This window comes from Metabacillus halosaccharovorans (assembly GCF_002019635.1).
In the GTDB taxonomy this organism is placed as follows: domain Bacteria; phylum Bacillota; class Bacilli; order Bacillales; family Bacillaceae; genus Metabacillus; species Metabacillus halosaccharovorans.
The window spans coordinates 207841-225310 of sequence record NZ_KV917372.1 but is presented as its reverse complement, the minus strand read 5'-3'; the positions used below and the strand labels follow the sequence as shown (position 1 = coordinate 225310).

Sequence of the window (17470 nt, the reverse complement as noted above, 5' to 3'; positions counted from 1 at the left end):
AAATAAAAAACAGAAGACTCCCTACTTGATAGATAGGTTGAAAGAGAGTTCTTCTGGTCCACATCGTTAACGCGTCACCAATTCTTGCAAATTAAAAATGAACTCCAGATTCCTTGATGTATCAACTGCTAATGGTCGAGGATCAAGTTTGTATGGTGTGATTTCAGCTGTTAACGTATCATTGTAGCCAATTTCTTTAAGTGCTTTAATGACATTATGCCAATTGACATCACCTGCGAGTAATGGGACAAAACCGGTAATGTTTCCAACTGAAGTTTTAAAATCTTTAACATGTATCTTCTTAATGCGATGTCCTAAAATCCGAATCCATTGCTCTGGGTAGCCGAACTGCAATACATTTCCGACATCAAAGTATGCTCCTACATAATCAGAGTCTAATTCGTCAATGTAGTTCACCATTTCAAGTGGTGAAAGTAAAAACTTATTCCATACATTTTCTATACCAATCATAACATTGTACTTTTCTGCTATTGGAAGCAGTTTTCTAAGCTCAGCCTGACTGCGGTCATAGCATTCAGAATAGGTTATTGTATCTGTTACAACCCCCGGGACGACTAAAACAGTATCAATTTCCATAACAGATGCTAATTGAATTTGTTTTTCAACCACTTTTCTGCCTTGCTCCCTTACAGATTCATCAGCGTGACTAAGTGTACTTTGCCATAATAAACCTGTTGATAGACTTTTCAGTTTTAAGTCATAGGCAGCTGCGAGCTGTACGATCTGCTTTGCTTCCTCTTCGGTTGTTTCCATTGTTAGTCCTATACCGCCAGCATCATAAACGTTTAATTCCACTGCATCAAAGCCTGCGTCACGACTATATTCAAATACTTGTTCAAGTGGAGTTCCTTCTGGATAGCACCATTGATTGATCCCTTTTAACATGTAAAAACACCCCTTCATGAAAAGAGGTCATCCCCTTAACTAGAAATGACCTATACAATTTTTTAAACAAGAGAAACTGGTCGTTTCTTTTCAGAAGATTCATAGGCTGCGATCGCTACTTCTAACGCCTTTAGACCATCTTCACCAGTGATGGAAGGAGCCCGTTTTTCTTTGACGGTTGTAATAAAATCAGCGACTAACGCATCGTCCATGTTGTCTCCCCAGAAATCCCACTGTGCACCGTCTTGATTACTATAGACAGCTGTTTTCTGTTCGAAGGCATCAACTGCAAGCGTACCATTTGTGCCGATGATCTCCAATGTGACATCTCCCCATGTCGGGTAGGTTTTGTTACGGGACCAGCTGCAATCTAATGTGGCAAACATGTTATTATCAAATTCCATTGTCAATAAGCCACAATCATCAATATTATAATCCGAGATTTTGTTATCAACTTCAGCATACACTCCTGTTACTTCTGCACCTGTATACCAACGAATCACATCAACAACATGGACCGTGTGATCGATGACAGCACCTCCACCTGATTTGTCCTTATCGACAAACCAGCCTCCCGGATTTGTTCCACGATTTGTTCCTTTAATTGCAATGATTTTCCCTAGCTCGCCACTATCGATTATTTTTTTTGCGTTTATGATTGGTGTGTTAAATCTTACCGGAAATGCAGTTTGGAGAATGACATTGTTTTCCTTACAAACTTGGATCATTTTTTTCGCATCTTCTACTTTTGAAGCTAACGGCTTTTCACATAAGATATGAATCCCTTTTCTGGCAGCACTTACAACATGCTCCATATGAAGACTGTTTTCAGATGTAATAATAACAGCTTCTATATCTTGATCGAATAATTCATGATAATTCTCATAGTGCTTCGTTTGAAATTGAGCAGCAGCTTTTTCACCACGTTCTTGATTGTCATCTGCAATTCCAACTAGTTCAATTCCGTTTATTTTTTGTAGTGCGAAAGCGTATCCGAATGCATGGCCATGAGCAAAACTAACGATTCCGACTTTCATCGAATAACCTCCTTTACTTTTTCCTCATTTAAGACAACCGGTTTACCTGTTTCAATTGATTCTAAAGCTGCTAAAGAGATTTCCATTGCTTTCAGTGCATCCTCCGCCGTTACAATTGGTTGTTCGTTGTTCTCTATGCACTGTATAAAATGCTGCAGTTCCATAAAATAAGGATTATCTTTTAACGGACTTTCAGGAACGGCAACACCACCTGTACTGCTGCTATTCCGTCCAGTCACAACAGGCTGAACCTTTGAGCTATCAAATTCAATAATTCCACTTTTCCCAGCAATTTCGAATTTCGTTGTAAAGTTTTGATGTGCCCAGGTTCCTTCCACATGTGCAATGATACCGCTTTTGAATCTCAATGTGACGAGCGCATACTCTACTCGTGAATACACACGCCCTTTGCTGCTTTTTGCGTATACACGTTCGACTTCACCAAAACACCATCTTAAGTAATCAAAATCATGAATAATCATGTCTAAAACCAAGCCGCCGCTACTGTTAAAATCAGCGTACCAATCATTTGAGGCATTGGGGAAACCCCCACCTCTTGACGTCCTGACCACTGCAGGAGATCCGATTTTATTCGCATCAAGTAATTGCTTTGTTCTAACATATTCAGGGAAAAACCGTACAACATGACCAACAAACAGTTTTACATCCTTCTCTTGACAGTAGGCAATCATTTCCTTTGCATCTGTCAACGTTCTTGCAAGAGGCTTTTCACAAACAACATGACTGCCTTGATCAGCAACCTTCATCAAGTATTCTTTATGAAGCGGGGTCGGCAAGCAAATGGACACGACATCAATCTCTCCAATACTTGCTACTGCCTCTTCATATGTATGAAATGCTTTAGTCCCAACCTGCTCTGCCAGCTTAAGTGCTTTTGGATAATTAGTATCAACAATTCCCACTAACTCAATGTTTGTTAATTTTTCGTAACCTTCAGCATGAACGGATCCCATTGTTCCAGCTCCAATAACAAGTGTTTTAAACACAAGCAACTCCCCTTTATATGAATAATTGAATACGCCTTTACTTATACATTCATTCTTGGTTCAGACTCATCATGTAGAAAAAATAAACCTGATGCTCCCATAATGCCAGCTCTTTTCCCTAACACCGTTTTGCTGATCACAACATCCCTGCTCATTTGAGTGATGCTATTTTCCCTTACATATTCTTCAACTGTAGGTAAAATAAAGTCTGACATATTCATGATTCCACCACCAAAAACGATGGCCTCGGTATTGAATAAATGGATTAAGCTCGTTACACCTGCCCCCAAATATTCACCAACTTCATGAAGCAATGAGATCGAAAAAGGATCACCTTTTTCAGCAGCTATCGCAATCTCTTTATTTGTTACTGTTGATCCTGTTTTAAGATCATGTAGCAGGCTGGTGGAATTCTTTAGTCGTTGATTTGCCAGCCTTGCAAGTGCTGTACCTGAAGCATACTGTTCTAAACACCCTTTGTTTCCACACCCACATCGTTCACCTTTATGAACGATGGTTATGTGTCCAAATTCACCTGCACTATCATGAATACCAGTTATCAGTTTGCCGTCACTAATAATTCCTGCCCCAATGCCTGTGCTCACGGTAATATAGATAAGATTTCTTTTTCCAATACCTGCACCCCAAATCCATTCCGAAATGGCAGCGGAATTCGCGTCATTACAGACACGAACCGGAAGTTGAAAGTGACCTTCAAGCAAGGCTCCAATCGGATAGTTTTCCAACCCTAAATTATTAGCATAGACTATTTTCTTACGCTTAGAATCTATGACACCCGCCGAAGCAACGCCAATTCCTCTTAATCTACTCCTATCTACATGGTGGATTAATTGTGTAATCGCGTTAATTAGAGTAAATGAAATATGATCTGCATCGTGTATAGACGTTTTGCATTCCAGTTCGCTGATTACCTTTCCATCAACCGAGATGAGCGCTACTAATAGTTTTGTTCCTCCTAAATCCACCCCGATTGCTAGATCTTTTTTCTCTAAGCTCATCTGTATCCTCCTAAGCAATTCTAGTAACCTATCTTCTAACACCTTGTAAGGCAATTCCGGAAATGAGATGTTTTTGGAACAAGATAAACATGATCAGCATTGGAATTGTTGAAAGTACAGCTCCAGCCATCAGTAACGGATAATCAGTTGAATATTGTCCTTGGAATGCAGCAATTCCAACTGAAAGAACTCTCATATTCTCAGAACTCGTCATCACAAGCGGCCAGAGGAAATCGTTCCATGCTGCAAGGATAGTGAAGATCCCTAGTGCAATGAGTGCCGGTGTTGCATTTGGGAGAATGATTCTCCAATAGATCCCGAACAATGAACATCCATCCATCGTTGCTGCTTCGTCCAGTTCCTTTGGTATTCCCATAAAGAACTGTCTTAACAAAAAGACGCCGAAGGCACTAAACATGCCTGGTACGATTAACGCATAAAACGTGTCAATCCATCCAAGCTGTGTTAAGATCGCATAATTTGGAATTAAAATAACTTGTGGAGGTACCATCAATACAGATAAAATCGCGATAAATATCGTATTTTTAAACGGAAATGTTAATCGTGCAAAGGCAAATGCAGCAAGCGAACATAAGAACAACTGTGCGATCGTTCTGCCAAGTGTTAAAGCAATCGTGTTTATATAGTATTTGACGAAATTAACACTCTCAAAAACTTCTGCATAGTTTTCAAATTTCCATTCTTTCGGTAAGATGGTTGGCGGTACCTGCATAGATTCTCCAAATGTTTTCAGCGAAGTGGAAACCATCCATAAAAATGGTACAATCATGATAAATGCCCCGAAAATCAGCAATATATGATTACCTATTTTTAGTTTCATTTGTTAACAACTCCTTTTTATCCATCATAGTGAACCCACTTCTTCTGGAAGACAAACTGAATGATTGTAACCGCCAGAATAGCTAAGAACAAGAGGAAAGCTTGTGCAGAAGCCATGCCCATTTGTGAATACTCAAAGCCTGTTTCATATACCCCGAACACAACTGTCCGTAATGGATCTAACAGGGCCGTACTCTCCCCAATCATGATATAAATTAAATCAAATACTTGGAGCGAGCTAATCATCCCTGTGATGAAGACGAAAAATAAAGTTGGTGTGATTAGAGGCAATGTAATGTTGAAAAACTGCTTAATTTTTGAAGCACCGTCAATTTGTGCTGCTTCATAATAAGTTTTATCGATTCCTTGTAATCCAGCCAATAGGAGGATGACATTATTTCCGACCGTCATCCAGACGTATACTAAAATAACGGAAATCAGAGAAATATTTGGATCAAACAACCATGAAGGTTGTGGAAGTCCTAATGAACCTAACATGTAATTAATGAGTCCATATTCCGTGTTATATAGCCACTTCCAAACCATTCCAACTGCGACAGGCATCGTGACAACAGGTAAGAAGTAAAGGGTACGGTACATCACCATTCCTTTGATTCTTTGGTTCAGCAGCAGAGAAATAATAAGAGCAAAAATAACAGAGAGCGGAACAGAGACTATCGTAAAAACAACTGTATTGAGCACTGAACGAATAAAGGATTCATCACTTAGTAATGTCATAATATTCTCCAGCCCGACGTATTCTGCAGTACTAATGCCATTCCACTTCGTAAACGAGAGAGCAAAAGACGCAATCGCCGGAAACATATAAAAGACGAAAAGGCCAAGAACAGTCGGAGCTATAAATAGATATGCCCATAATACTTCTTTATTCGGTTTCTTTTTTCTCACCTTTGGTAAAACCGGTTCCTGTCTCTTCTCTGTAGCTAACGAATTTTCCAACTAAATCTCTCCTTCCGTTTAAGATTTTTTGTTCTCTTCCCTTCATTCTATAAAGGGAAGAGATTAGACATCTAGATTGAGAAGGGATATTGCCATTTTCATATGTGATAGACCCTTCTCAAACCTATTATTCTTTTTGTTCTTCTTCCAATATGGCATTCATTTCTGCACCAATTTTCTCTAACGCCTCGTCAATTGTCTGTTGACCTAAAAAGGCTGCTTGGATTTCTTTTGTTTCAACATCTTGCCATTCTGCGGTACGTTTTGATACTGGATAAGCAGCTCCTGACTCTTGAGCATCAATAAAGACTTGTAAATCCAACGATGGTAATGATTCTTTCCAAACATCACTCATCGATTTAATCGCCGGGATTGAGAAACCTGTTTCAGCAATTACGCGGTTTCCATCTTCATTTGATAAATACTTCACTAATTCCCATGTTAAATCTTCATCTTTTGTTTTTTCATTCATTGCCCAGCCAATACCATGAACAATTGTTGCTTCCTGCTTACCAGCCGGAAGTGGTGCAACTCCGACGGAATCTCCTAATTCCTCTGTATATGTAGAGGCCTTAACATTGATTGCCGGTATCATTGCAAGTTTATTTGAGATAAATAATTGATCAACTTCTGTTTCGATTTGAGATTGTGTGGATGGAGATATACCTTTATCCTGTAATTCTTTTAAAAAGGTGAAAGCTTCTTTAGCCTCTGGGGTGTTAAATCCTGAAGTCGTTTTATCATCACTGATCACAAAGCCGCCTGCTTGGTGCATTAAGTTGTAGTAACCTGGCTGACTTGATACAGTATGTGCAGCATAACCATATATGCCTTTGTCGGGGTTTGTTAATTTTTCTCCGGCAGTTTTTATGTCTTCCCATGTCCATGATTCATCCGGGTATTCTACGCCTGCTTCGTCAAAAATTTCTTTATTATAAAATAGACCAACAGCATCAACAAAATAAGGGGCAGCGTATAACTCTCCTTCTAATGAATAAAGATCAACAACAGCCGGGAAATAAGTATCTTTGTTAAATGAAGCATCTTCGGAAATAAATGGTTCAAGGTTTTTGATTAACCCTTGTGTTGAATATTGATAGAAGTTCGGACCATTCATCCAGAAAACATCCGGTCCACTTCCGCCACCTAAACTTGTTTTTAATTTCGTCCAATAATCTGCAAAAGGCGTATACGTCACATTTACTTCAACATCCGGGTGTTCTTCTTTAAAAGCTTCGATTGAAGCATCAACTGCATCGCTTGCATTTTCATCCCATAATGCAACCTCTAGCGTTTTCTTATCTTTTCCACCACTAGAATTCGAACTACATGCTACTAAAGACATAACCATTAATGTTAGCACTAACCAACTGACTATCTTTTTCATTTTTCCCTGCACCCCTTTTTATAACTTTGATTTACAAACCAAAACCTAGAGTAAAGCTGAAAAACGATCTGTTGTTCTAAGATGTAGCGTCATTCTAGTAGTACCACCCCCTTAAAAGATTAAGATATTTTAAGAAATTTCAAATTTAAACTTTCCATGAAGCAGCACAGCTGCCGATCCGAGTAATTCAAAATCCGGTCCAAGTGATGTACTTTGGATGTTGACCCGATCTTTTAATACCGGAATCACCTTACTTGCTACCATTTCATTGATTCGTTTTAAGAGCTGCGGATTATCTTGAACAATACTTCCACTTAAGATCACAACTTGTGGATTAAACATATGAACAATATTTGTTACAGCAATAGATAAGTATTTTACAACTTCCTCCAAAATTTCCACTGCCAATTCATCTTGGCGGTTAACAGCCTCAATAAATGTCTTAGGTTTGATTTTGTTTAAATCATTTTGTGAAAGCTCTTTAATGATTGTATTAGAACCTGTCGTGATAATCGCGGAGACGATTTTTGAATATATGGTCGGCCAATTTGTATAGTTTTCTAGACAACCTTTGTTGCCACAATCACACTTCACTCCGTCTTGAACAACTGTTGTATGACCAAATTCTCCTGAGCTGCCAAGAAAACCGCGATAAATCGAACCATTTATTAAAATACCGGACCCTACACCATCACCAATTGTTACATATAGTAAATCTTTATAATGGCTGAATGATCCAAAAAAGTTTTCTGCTAAGACATATGCATTTGCGTCATTATCAACAAAAGTAGGTAAGCCAATTTTCTCCTCAATTATTTTTTTCAACTCAACGTTATATAGTTTTAATTTTGAGTTATAGGAAATGACCCCTTTATTTGCATCCACGATCCCTGGAGTGATAATCGAAATCCCCTGGCATTTTTCAAGATCCGGCTTAGTCTTCGTAAAGCTTTCAACAATTTCTAGTAAAAGCTGAATCATCTCATCCCCAAGGCAATTGTTCGTAGGGTGTACTTCTTTTTTTAGAATGTTCCCTTCAAGATCCATATCTGCAATTTTAATAAAAGAGTTCGTGATCGATACACCAATGACTGAGTGTGCTTTAGGGTTAAAACGAAGTAATACCGGCTTCCTTCCTCCACTTGAACTTCCCACTCCATCCTCATAAACAAGCCCTTCATTTATGAGCTCAGCTACAGCAGATGTAACCGTTGTTGGACTTACCTTAATGGCTTTGGCAATTTCAGTTCTTGAGATTGCGCCACGTTTACGAATTGTATCCAGTATTAGCGAACGATTTAGCTCCTGTATTAACCTTAAGTCCCCTGTTCGTTGAATTTCCATTTATCTATCCTCTTTTCACCACTTACTTTTTCCAGTGCCTTTATTTAGTTTCCCTCATAAGACATGACATTATTTTACTTAAACTATGTAATTACCCTTATTCATGAGATTACTTGTGAATTCTGATTATTTCGACATGTTTGTAAGACATCCTCACAACAATTTTTCATTACTTACTTTCTCCAGTGCCTTTATTAAGTATATTAAATGATAAAACTAATAATGTAAACGCTTTATTTTTCATTTTTCTTAATTTATTGAAAGTTCATTATTCTCTTGTATTATTTTTCTTATATAAATTATCTATGAAACATTAAAAAAAAGATCGAATCTATATTCTTAAGAACCAAAAAACCTTGAATAGCAAGAGCCAATCAAGGTTTATATTTTATTATTCGTATTTCATTCAACTGAGGTCTTAATTCTATCAAGTATGAAGCCTTCCCATCAACCAAGGCCTTTGTCGAAAAGGACCAATTGGGATTTGAATGAAGCTTGTTTTTCCAAGACAGTCCAATTTGTATAGTTGATCGCTTAGATTAACGTCAAAACCGAGGAGCGGATGACCACCCATATCAAGGGCTGATGCTGCCAATAATAATCTTTGAACCAACATCCCCGCTTCCATTTGTTGAATTCGATATCCTCTGTAGCCAAGTGAATCTTTCTCGTAATCCTTGTCACCGACAACATGTATGGTGATCGGTACTTGCAGGAGATTTACATTACCTAAAGACATGCCGGATTGCAGTATAAGCCTGTGGTCCCCTGGATTTACCAGGCGCAATGCGTGCGCACTGTTGTCATAGAAATAAGCTCCATTTGGGATTCCTTCTATATTATACAAACAGGCAAAAATAGAGACACGTGTTTCTTTTTGATATCTTTCGTCCACGTCATTACGATAAAAGAAAGATGCTGTCGCCTCATTTAGAAGGTGGGCAAGTTGGTTTAGACTTACCTTTCCTAAAATGAAATCCATATCAGGTGACATTCGCTTTTGACAGGTAGATTTGAAATCATGCGAAAGCCGTTTAACCAGAGGTAAAGGTACCACCTTTCCCTCAACTGTTCTATTCTCCTTTTCCTCGATCCATCGAAAAGTAGTAGAATCTAGCATAGAAGCTTCATTCATTTTTAATAACATCGGAAATTCTTTTATTCTATTTGATTTAACGTAATGTTTATGGTTTAGAGGAGTTAATTCTCTTACCAATTCAGCAGCTAAGACATTCACACCATGACGGTTTCCTGACCAAATGGTTGGTTCAACTGATAACGGTATAACTGCATATACGCTCTCTTCTTGTTCCGCGAGCCCAAGAAGATGATTAATCGCACGATCAAGATATTGATAGTACACACCTGATGCAAATCCAAAACGCTTAGCCACTTCTAATAGCTGCCCGATCAGTACACCTGTATCTAACCCTTGGAGCCGGTAAGCAAAGTTATTGTACTTGAAAAAGTTTTTCCAAAACATCGTGGAGATAAAAACAGTGCCAAAGCATGATGTAAGATCACATCGGTATCCTAGTGAGCGGCTAAGATAATCGTCAAAATTGCCTTCTCGCAATAAGACTAAGCGGTGGTGTGAAGGATCAAAATGATAAATACCTTCAGGTAAGTCGTCAATTTTTAAATAGACGTATAGTTCGTTGGGATACAGACCTCCACCAGATGGAGCAAACCTTCTATAAGATTGCATCACATCTAACTTACTCTCAGTCGAATCCATTTTAAAAACAGTTTGGTTAAATTGGGTCATCCCATAAACATACCAAAGCAAGTGACCGATTTTCCTAAGATCCGGCTTTTTGGGAGCATCCTGACTCTCCAGCGTTAATGGGATATCCAAAGAAAGCGGGATTTCGGGTAAGTCATAATAAAGCTTATAAGCTAGTGGGCCATCTTCCCAATCTACTTCCCAGTTTGGTACGCTTGCCTTATCGGCGTCAAAATGGAGATTGTGCAAAAACTCATCAAGATTCATCCTTCCATCCTCCCTTCTTATGGAAACGGATGTGGAAGTGGATTAAGCTTTTCATATGTCAGTGGTTCTGTCGTATACCCCAATTCCATTGGGACCCGCAATATCCGCTCTAAACCTGATACGCGCTTTAGATGATGTCCAAAGGTCATCGGTACCATTCCGGGAATTAACACTTTTACACAATGTAATCCGTTTTGTTTAAGTTCCGGTGTAGTCTGATCAATGACAATGACATCCAAGTTTACACTCCGTAACGCTTGAAGAATATCTTGAAGATCATCGGTAAGATCAGCATGGTTTGACTTCCACTTGAATTCATCGTTAAATGCTTTTATCGGTGAGTTATTGTTAAGTAAAAAATGCAGCCGTTCTTCTGCTTGTGGTAAGCCATACAGCATACCGTGGTCATCCATCTGATGTACTAAGGAAGAATCTTGTAACATCCGGCCATACTCCTCTTTATTTGCCTCCAATTTCTCATCTAGTGTCAACATCATGCCAGCCAGCTCATGAACAGCGGTTTTCACAGCACGAACAGGATCCAAATGAGCCCCTGCTGCGCAGATTAGGTTTAACCCTTTTTGCTTTCTGTTTTTTGCTAATGCGACAATGCTTGGAATTCCGTGATCCATTGTAGAGTTGTATACATATAGATCATATCCTCCAACTGTACCCATCCGCTCAACCATCAACTTTAGTTCTTCATCTTCAGCAGAATATGGATCGATACGTGGTAAAGATAATTTTGCGTACCAAGTCATTAGAAACGAATCACGCTCAACCACTTCCATAATGCCGTAAAAAATGGCTTCTTCCAAACTTCCTCCTAGTGCACATCCGTTGGACGTTTCATAGACAAATCCCCGTGATCCGCAGCCCAAACTGTAATAAGCAAGTAACTCTGGGACGAGAATCGGCCGCTCAATCAAAAACGAATAGCCCCAGACCCAATTCATTGGACGATCAGGATCAAATTTTTCAAAGGGGAACCCTGTGCGTTGATACTGTTCTTTTTCATGTACACCAACCGATTGGGGATTTAATGCTTGATCTTTTACATTTTTATAAGAATCATATACCACCGTCCGTTTTCCACGGGGCTCGAGACCACAGTATCTTTCCAATCCTTCTAAAATGGCTGTTAATTCACTTGCAGCGTAAGAATTTGTACGTCCGGCTGTACCTTCATCTCCCTCAAATAAAGGTAAATTGACACTTACATCCGCAAATGGAGGCACGAGATTATACATCTTTTCATTTAGCAGTCCTGTACGAGAATCAAGATAGTCTCTGCCTAGCACGTTTTTCAGATCATCTAATGAACGGGTACGGTAACTTTCCATACTTAGTTTCGGACTTTGCTGAAGGGAAATTTGAGCTAATTCCGGTGAATCGTCAGGTATGGAACTACATACCGTACATTGTGGGACGGGCAGGAAGGAATGCCATGAACTCTTCAATGTTTTTAGGTTGATGAAACCCATTCTCTTCTCTGGTTGAGTCTGTTTTTCTTTTATAAACCTCTGAATCTCTGTTTTAAGGAGATAAACCATCTGTAATAACCCTGTCCGTGATATCCAGGCTTCAGGTTGTGTTTTTCCAGAGTCCTCTAAATTTTTATGCATCTGCCACATCTCTCTGCGATGTCTTTCGGTTAGAATGCGGCGAAGGTCGGCGCATTGAGAACAACCTGGAATTTCATGATAAACCAAAGGCCCTATAATGCCTTCTCCAAATGATACAAACCCTCGAAGCCATGAGGTATTGTTTGCCCGATACACATCTTCTGCGTTTTGATGGATTGAAGGGTTCCATTCATCATGCAAGACCAGAGCTAAATCAATGGTTTTTGGTACAACTGGATCAATATGTGTCTTTCGGACAATCAGAAATTCTGAGGATAGTTCCTTACAAAAAAGATTTGCTAACAAGCCCTCACCAACAACCAGCAAATCAGCACTCACCATCATTCCTCCTCTCGTACCACTACACCAAATATCCCTGCTAAACCTTCTTTTATCTTTGGCTCTAGTTCAAGTTCAAAAATATCAAGTTGCTTTCCATTTCGAACCAATACTTCCTTTGCTGATTGCAAAAGCATAGAACGTTTCTGATCATGACCATCAGGTATATTTAATCGTTTAGGTGCTTTTTCTTCAAGCATTACAGATGAAACGACTAAACCTTGGAGATTTATGGGATCTTCATTGTTTTGCTGTTTAAAAAGAGCCAGTTGCAATGCATTTCTTAACGTAAATGTTATATTCGTATCTACACTTCCATACCATCCATTTTTCGTCCCAATCCATACTGCTGGGAAGCCAAGGACTTCATCTCCTAATCCAAACATCGGCTCACCCTGGATCGTTGATAAGGCCTGTAAATAAAACCTGCATCGTTCATCTTCTACTGTATTCAACAGGACTGGAGACAGAGAAACGGTATTGTGCTTCTGACTTTTTTTCATCTCCTGTACTAAGCACTTTTGTAATCCTCGATAGACACCTTCTGTAAATGATTCACCAGCTCCAATTTGAACATTTGTTGGCAGATCGAGCATGGCCGCTAATCGAATTCCATATGCTTCAATTCCAGCCAGCCCCGCTTCCCTTCTAGCCTCCTCATGCGTTAGTCCTGAACTGATGACACTTTGCAACAACTCAGCAGGTCCATCAGACAAGGGATCAATTGGCTGGACCCGGCACTGAGCTAACGGAAGCTGCAGCAAATCTCCCTCATCCAATGTATGGAAAATCCCTGTTGCTTTTGATGTTAACTTATTGAAAAAAAGAAGTAATTTTCCTGTAGCTTCTCTTTTTAAATCTCGCTGAATGCGTTCTTCATAATCATCTACAATTCTAATTCCTATATTTCCACTACTTAGTGGATGAGGAAGAAATGTATGCCAGTTTCCTTCCATCGTTTCTAAATCAAGTAAAAAGTATTGATTATTCTGTTCCCGCTCCGTCACTCCGGTAATGTTTTTAAACAATTCAAATACAATGAGATTAGAAAGCATGGCCCCTGCTGTTGTGGAAAAAGTGGACATTCGATTTTCTTTAAAGAGTTCTGTTCGATGAAGCCTGCGCCATGCAGATTCCCAACAATATTCTGAGTTTGGTAAAACAAAAGGACCCGCCATCCCAATCTGTTGTAAACATAATGCCGGGATAAACACTTTCTTTTCTTCTCTGCAAATCGTATGGAGAAGTCTTAGCTCTTCTACATTTCCTTCTTGTGACACGTATAAAATATAATCAAACGGCTCTACAATCTCTCTCCAAGTACTTAGTGAGATCTCCTCTACCGCAACCTCCGAATCAGTTTTTCGGGCATGTGTCAAGAGTTCCTTCAGCCGCTGAATATTTGTCTGTTTCCTATCTGTTATGAGTGTTTGAAACTTAGGTAACCCGGATTCTAGTAATGCTGAGATCAATGAAACAAACATATCTCCTGAACCAACTGCCAATGCTTTTACCTGACGATACGTTTGAAATCGAAACGCGGCTGAATCTACAAAACTATCAATAAATTCAATTTGTGAAGCATATTTTTTGAGGACCTGTTCAGACAATTGATACGGTTGGTCTCGACTTACATCTTTAACAAATCCATTTTGATACAATGTTTCCGCAATTTCGTACACTCGATCACGATATGGTCCTGGCAATCCTATTGTCAAACTCTCCAAAGTGTTTTCTCCATTGAACATCGGTATCAGTTTTTCAACCCACTTATCAATCATACTGCCTTCCATACGAAACGAACTTACATTATTCCGAAAATATACACCGCTGTTGGCTTCAGGGAGAAAAAACGTGTCCCTTTTCACCTTCAGACGCATAGAAGGGTATAAATTTGTCATATCGATCCTCCTTAGCCGCAGCTGCCATTGTCTTTTTAAATACAATAATACAATCTTATGTATGGCTATTTGTCCCTTATGTCTATCAAATAAAGCCCCTACATTGCTATGTAGAGGCTTTCCGTATCTATTAACGAATCTTATTTTATCTTCCTCCGCAACGGCCTCCGCCGCCTCCACCACAGCGACCACCGCCACCGCCACTGCAACGACCTCCACCACAACGACCTCCGCCACAACGGCCTCCACAATTAGAACAACTGAAACAGCTAAAACAACTATAACAGTTGAAACAGTTATAACAGCTAAAACAACTATAACAGCGGAATAACCCCCCAATACCAACGTACAGTCTTTCATCATCATAATAATATTGATTCGGGTCATAAGGTACGGCCTGAGTAGCTTGGTAATCTCCGAGATTTAACATCTGAAGATCCTGTTGAAAATTATTCATTAAGTAAAACCTCCTCATAATACTTACCTGGAACCAGTGACGAGAAACGGACAACTAAATTCAAGTTAATTTTAGGCAGATACATACTTCTTAAACAAATTATGTAAGTTGAGTGGGTATTGCTACTGGTGAAAGAGCCTAATTATTTATGAAATTTTAATAGATTAAGGCTTGCTCGGCATGCAATAAAAATAGAGAAACGACTAATCGTTTCTCTTGAAATAACTAAGTTATTTATCATTCCGGGAGATTTTGAACATATTCAAAATCCCTCCATTCCCTTGGTAAAAGTCCTTGATATTTCTGAGTTAGAAACCGATCATCAACAAGTACTATTACTCCGGTATCTGTCTCAGATCTGATCAATCGGCCACCTGCCTGTAACACTTTGTTCATGCCGGGGAAGGTATATGCGTAATCATATCCGGTTTTTCCTGTTGTTTGAAAATAATCTTTCATTATATTTCGTTCCAGGCACAGCTGTGGTAAACCCACACCTACAACGATGACACCATTCAGCCTATTCCCTTTTAAGTCAACACCTTCAGAAAAAATACCACCTAATACAGCAAAGCCTATAAATGGTTCCGTACTTTCTTCTTTAAACTCTTTTAAAAATTGCTCACGTTCTTCTTCATTGATTTTTTTCGTCTGAAAAATGCAACGAATGTCAGGACAGCTAGTAGTAAAGTCTTCATATACACTGTTCATATACTGATAGGAAGGAAAGAAGATCAAATAGTTTCCACTGCGTTCTTTCAAAAGCTTTGAAAGCATATCAATTATCGGCTTTTTTGTATGTTCTCTGTCATGGTACCGAGTCGATAACGGTTGAAGGAATACCTCTGTCTGTTCTTTTGCAAACGGTGAAGGAATCGAAATCGTATAATCCTCTGACGTACCACCTAACATATCCAAATAATACTGAAATGGTAAAAGTGTTGCAGAAAAATAGACAGTTGTCCGAAACTTCTTACTAACCTGCTGTAATAGATGAGAAGGATCCAAACAGAACATTTTAAGATGAACTTCATTTTTCTCTGTTTCGACATATGTAACATAACGTTCATCATAGAGATTTGATATTCGAACAAATCCTGTTGCGGCAAAATAAGTTTCTAATAAACCTGCTTCCTCTACTGATTTTGAAGGTTGCAATAATTCGATCTCAGCTTTGCCTATAAATTCTTCAAGCATGTTGATTAGGTCTTCATCTACTTCCTGCCACACAAGATGTCCTTTTTCAGAACACTTTTTCTTCAGTTCAATAAAATATTTATTTAATTTATGAACAGATTCGTACAAACCAGACCCCTTATACGCACGTTTTAATGAAAGAAAATCGGATTTTTGTAATTCAGCTGAAAACATCTCCCTGGCTCGGTCAACCAAATTATGAGCTTCATCGATTAATAAGGCGGACTGTCGTTTATGTTCATCAAAGAACCGCTTTAGTGACACTTTCGGATCAAAAATATAGTTATAATCACAAATAATTGCATCCGCCACAAATGCTAAGTCTAAGGAAAATTCAAATGGACAAAGCATATGCTTTCTCGCATATTCCTCGATTTTATGTCGATTAATAAAGGTTTCATGAGAGAAAATATCGAGAACAGCCTCATTTACACGGTCATAATAACCATTCGCAAACTCACAATACTCCTTTTGACAAATGGTTTCTTCTTTAAAGCAAATTTTTTCCTTGGCTGTAATCGTAACAGCACTCATACACAATCCCTTATTTTCCATAAGTGAAAAAGCTTCTTCTGCGGTTTGTCTTGTGATAGTTTTTGCTGTTAAATAAAACATACGATCCAGTTTTCCTTCTCCCATCGCCTTCACTGTTGGGAAAATCGTCGAAATGGTTTTTCCAATACCAGTAGGTGCATTAGCAAAAATATTCTTTTCCTCTGAGATAGTTTTATAAACTACACCTGCAAGCTTACGTTGACCCTCTCGATATGTGGCAAATGGAAATGATAATTGATTAATACTATGATTTCTTCTCAATTGATGATTTTGCATAAGAGATGCATATGGAAAATAGTGCTCCACTAACTTGGATACAAACTGTTCAAGTTCTTGAAAAGAAAAATGTTTTTGAAATTTTTTTTGCTCTTCTGTAACAGTGTGTATGTAAGTTAATTGAACAATCATTTCTTTTTGTCCATGATCTTTTGCATAGATATAGGCATAAACCTTTGCCTGTGCCCAATGTACAGGTGATGATTCTTCCTCTATTTCACTCAAATCTCTTGATGTTGACTTGATTTCATCAATAAAAATTTTATCCTCACGAAAAAGCAACCCATCACATCGACCTTCAATGATGAACATTATTTTTTCATACTTTATTTCTGTTTTTAGAAAAACTTCTTTCTCATCATTTTCTTGATACGTTCTTTGTATGGCTTTATGAGCTTTTGTCCCTTCCGTAAGGGTTGTGGCAGTCCGAAATCGTTGATCAATACTACCGCTTCGATACACATATTCAACTAATGAACGTACAGAGAGCTTTATTTCAGGTTGCATGTTATCACCTAATAGATAAGATTAGTTGTATCGTATAAAGTATACCAGACATTGATAAAAATGAAGGGGGATGGAGTGATATAAGCATAAATAAAAAAGACGGCATCCCGATTCTTTTCA

Annotated in this window: 13 protein-coding genes; all 13 read right to left on the bottom strand. The window is 38.7% G+C overall.

From position 1 onward, the window contains the following. Window positions 1–66 precede the first annotated feature (66 nt). The 13 genes from BK577_RS15530 to BK577_RS15470 all read right to left on the bottom strand — a co-directional run bounded on the left by BK577_RS15530 (window position 67) and on the right by BK577_RS15470 (window position 17350). Window positions 67–906: a sugar phosphate isomerase/epimerase family protein gene (locus tag BK577_RS15530; protein WP_078433792.1), complete on the bottom strand. Its 840-nt coding sequence runs from the start codon at window positions 904–906 to the stop codon at window positions 67–69. 62 nt (window positions 907–968) lie between these two features. Further along, window positions 969–1943, bottom strand: coding sequence for a Gfo/Idh/MocA family protein (locus BK577_RS15525; protein WP_078433791.1), 975 nt, complete (start codon window positions 1941–1943; stop codon window positions 969–971). Beyond that, the gene (locus BK577_RS15520; RefSeq protein ID WP_078433790.1) at window positions 1940–2950 is read right to left on the bottom strand and encodes a Gfo/Idh/MocA family protein; all 1011 of its coding nucleotides are present in this window, start codon (window positions 2948–2950) and stop codon (window positions 1940–1942) included. The genes BK577_RS15525 and BK577_RS15520 overlap by 4 nt, the downstream gene beginning before the upstream one ends. A gap of 41 nt (window positions 2951–2991) precedes the next feature. After that, complete coding sequence (locus BK577_RS15515; protein ID WP_078433789.1) at window positions 2992–3969, bottom strand: ROK family protein; 978 nt, start codon at window positions 3967–3969, stop codon at window positions 2992–2994. Between the two features lie 28 nt (window positions 3970–3997). Beyond that, on the bottom strand, window positions 3998–4810 hold the full coding sequence (locus tag BK577_RS15510) for a carbohydrate ABC transporter permease (protein ID WP_026560420.1): 813 nt from the start codon (window positions 4808–4810) through the stop codon (window positions 3998–4000). 17 nt (window positions 4811–4827) lie between these two features. Beyond that, window positions 4828–5769, bottom strand: a complete 942-nt coding sequence (locus BK577_RS15505; RefSeq protein WP_245823525.1) for a carbohydrate ABC transporter permease — start codon at window positions 5767–5769, stop codon at window positions 4828–4830. A gap of 127 nt (window positions 5770–5896) precedes the next feature. Next, entirely contained in the window at window positions 5897–7156 is a 1260-nt protein-coding gene (locus BK577_RS15500) for an ABC transporter substrate-binding protein (RefSeq protein ID WP_078433788.1), read from the bottom strand. A gap of 129 nt (window positions 7157–7285) precedes the next feature. Beyond that, entirely contained in the window at window positions 7286–8500 is a 1215-nt protein-coding gene (locus BK577_RS15495) for an ROK family transcriptional regulator (RefSeq protein ID WP_245823524.1), read from the bottom strand. A 427-nt stretch (window positions 8501–8927) separates the two neighbouring features. Further along, window positions 8928–10493 (bottom strand): SagB family peptide dehydrogenase, encoded by a 1566-nt coding sequence (locus BK577_RS15490; protein WP_078433787.1) that lies wholly within the window; start codon window positions 10491–10493, stop codon window positions 8928–8930. 17 nt (window positions 10494–10510) lie between these two features. After that, the gene (locus tag BK577_RS15485; RefSeq protein ID WP_078433786.1) at window positions 10511–12457 is read right to left on the bottom strand and encodes a TOMM precursor leader peptide-binding protein; all 1947 of its coding nucleotides are present in this window, start codon (window positions 12455–12457) and stop codon (window positions 10511–10513) included. Between the two features lie 2 nt (window positions 12458–12459). Continuing rightward, a complete protein-coding gene (locus BK577_RS15480; RefSeq protein WP_078433785.1) occupies window positions 12460–14358 on the bottom strand; it encodes a putative thiazole-containing bacteriocin maturation protein in 1899 nt (632 codons plus the stop codon). 145 nt (window positions 14359–14503) lie between these two features. Continuing rightward, window positions 14504–14788, bottom strand: a complete 285-nt coding sequence (locus BK577_RS15475) for a heterocycloanthracin/sonorensin family bacteriocin (protein ID WP_308222708.1) — start codon at window positions 14786–14788, stop codon at window positions 14504–14506. A gap of 264 nt (window positions 14789–15052) precedes the next feature. Continuing rightward, the gene (locus BK577_RS15470) at window positions 15053–17350 is read right to left on the bottom strand and encodes an ATP-dependent DNA helicase (protein ID WP_078433783.1); all 2298 of its coding nucleotides are present in this window, start codon (window positions 17348–17350) and stop codon (window positions 15053–15055) included. Between the last annotated feature and the right edge of the window lie 120 nt (window positions 17351–17470).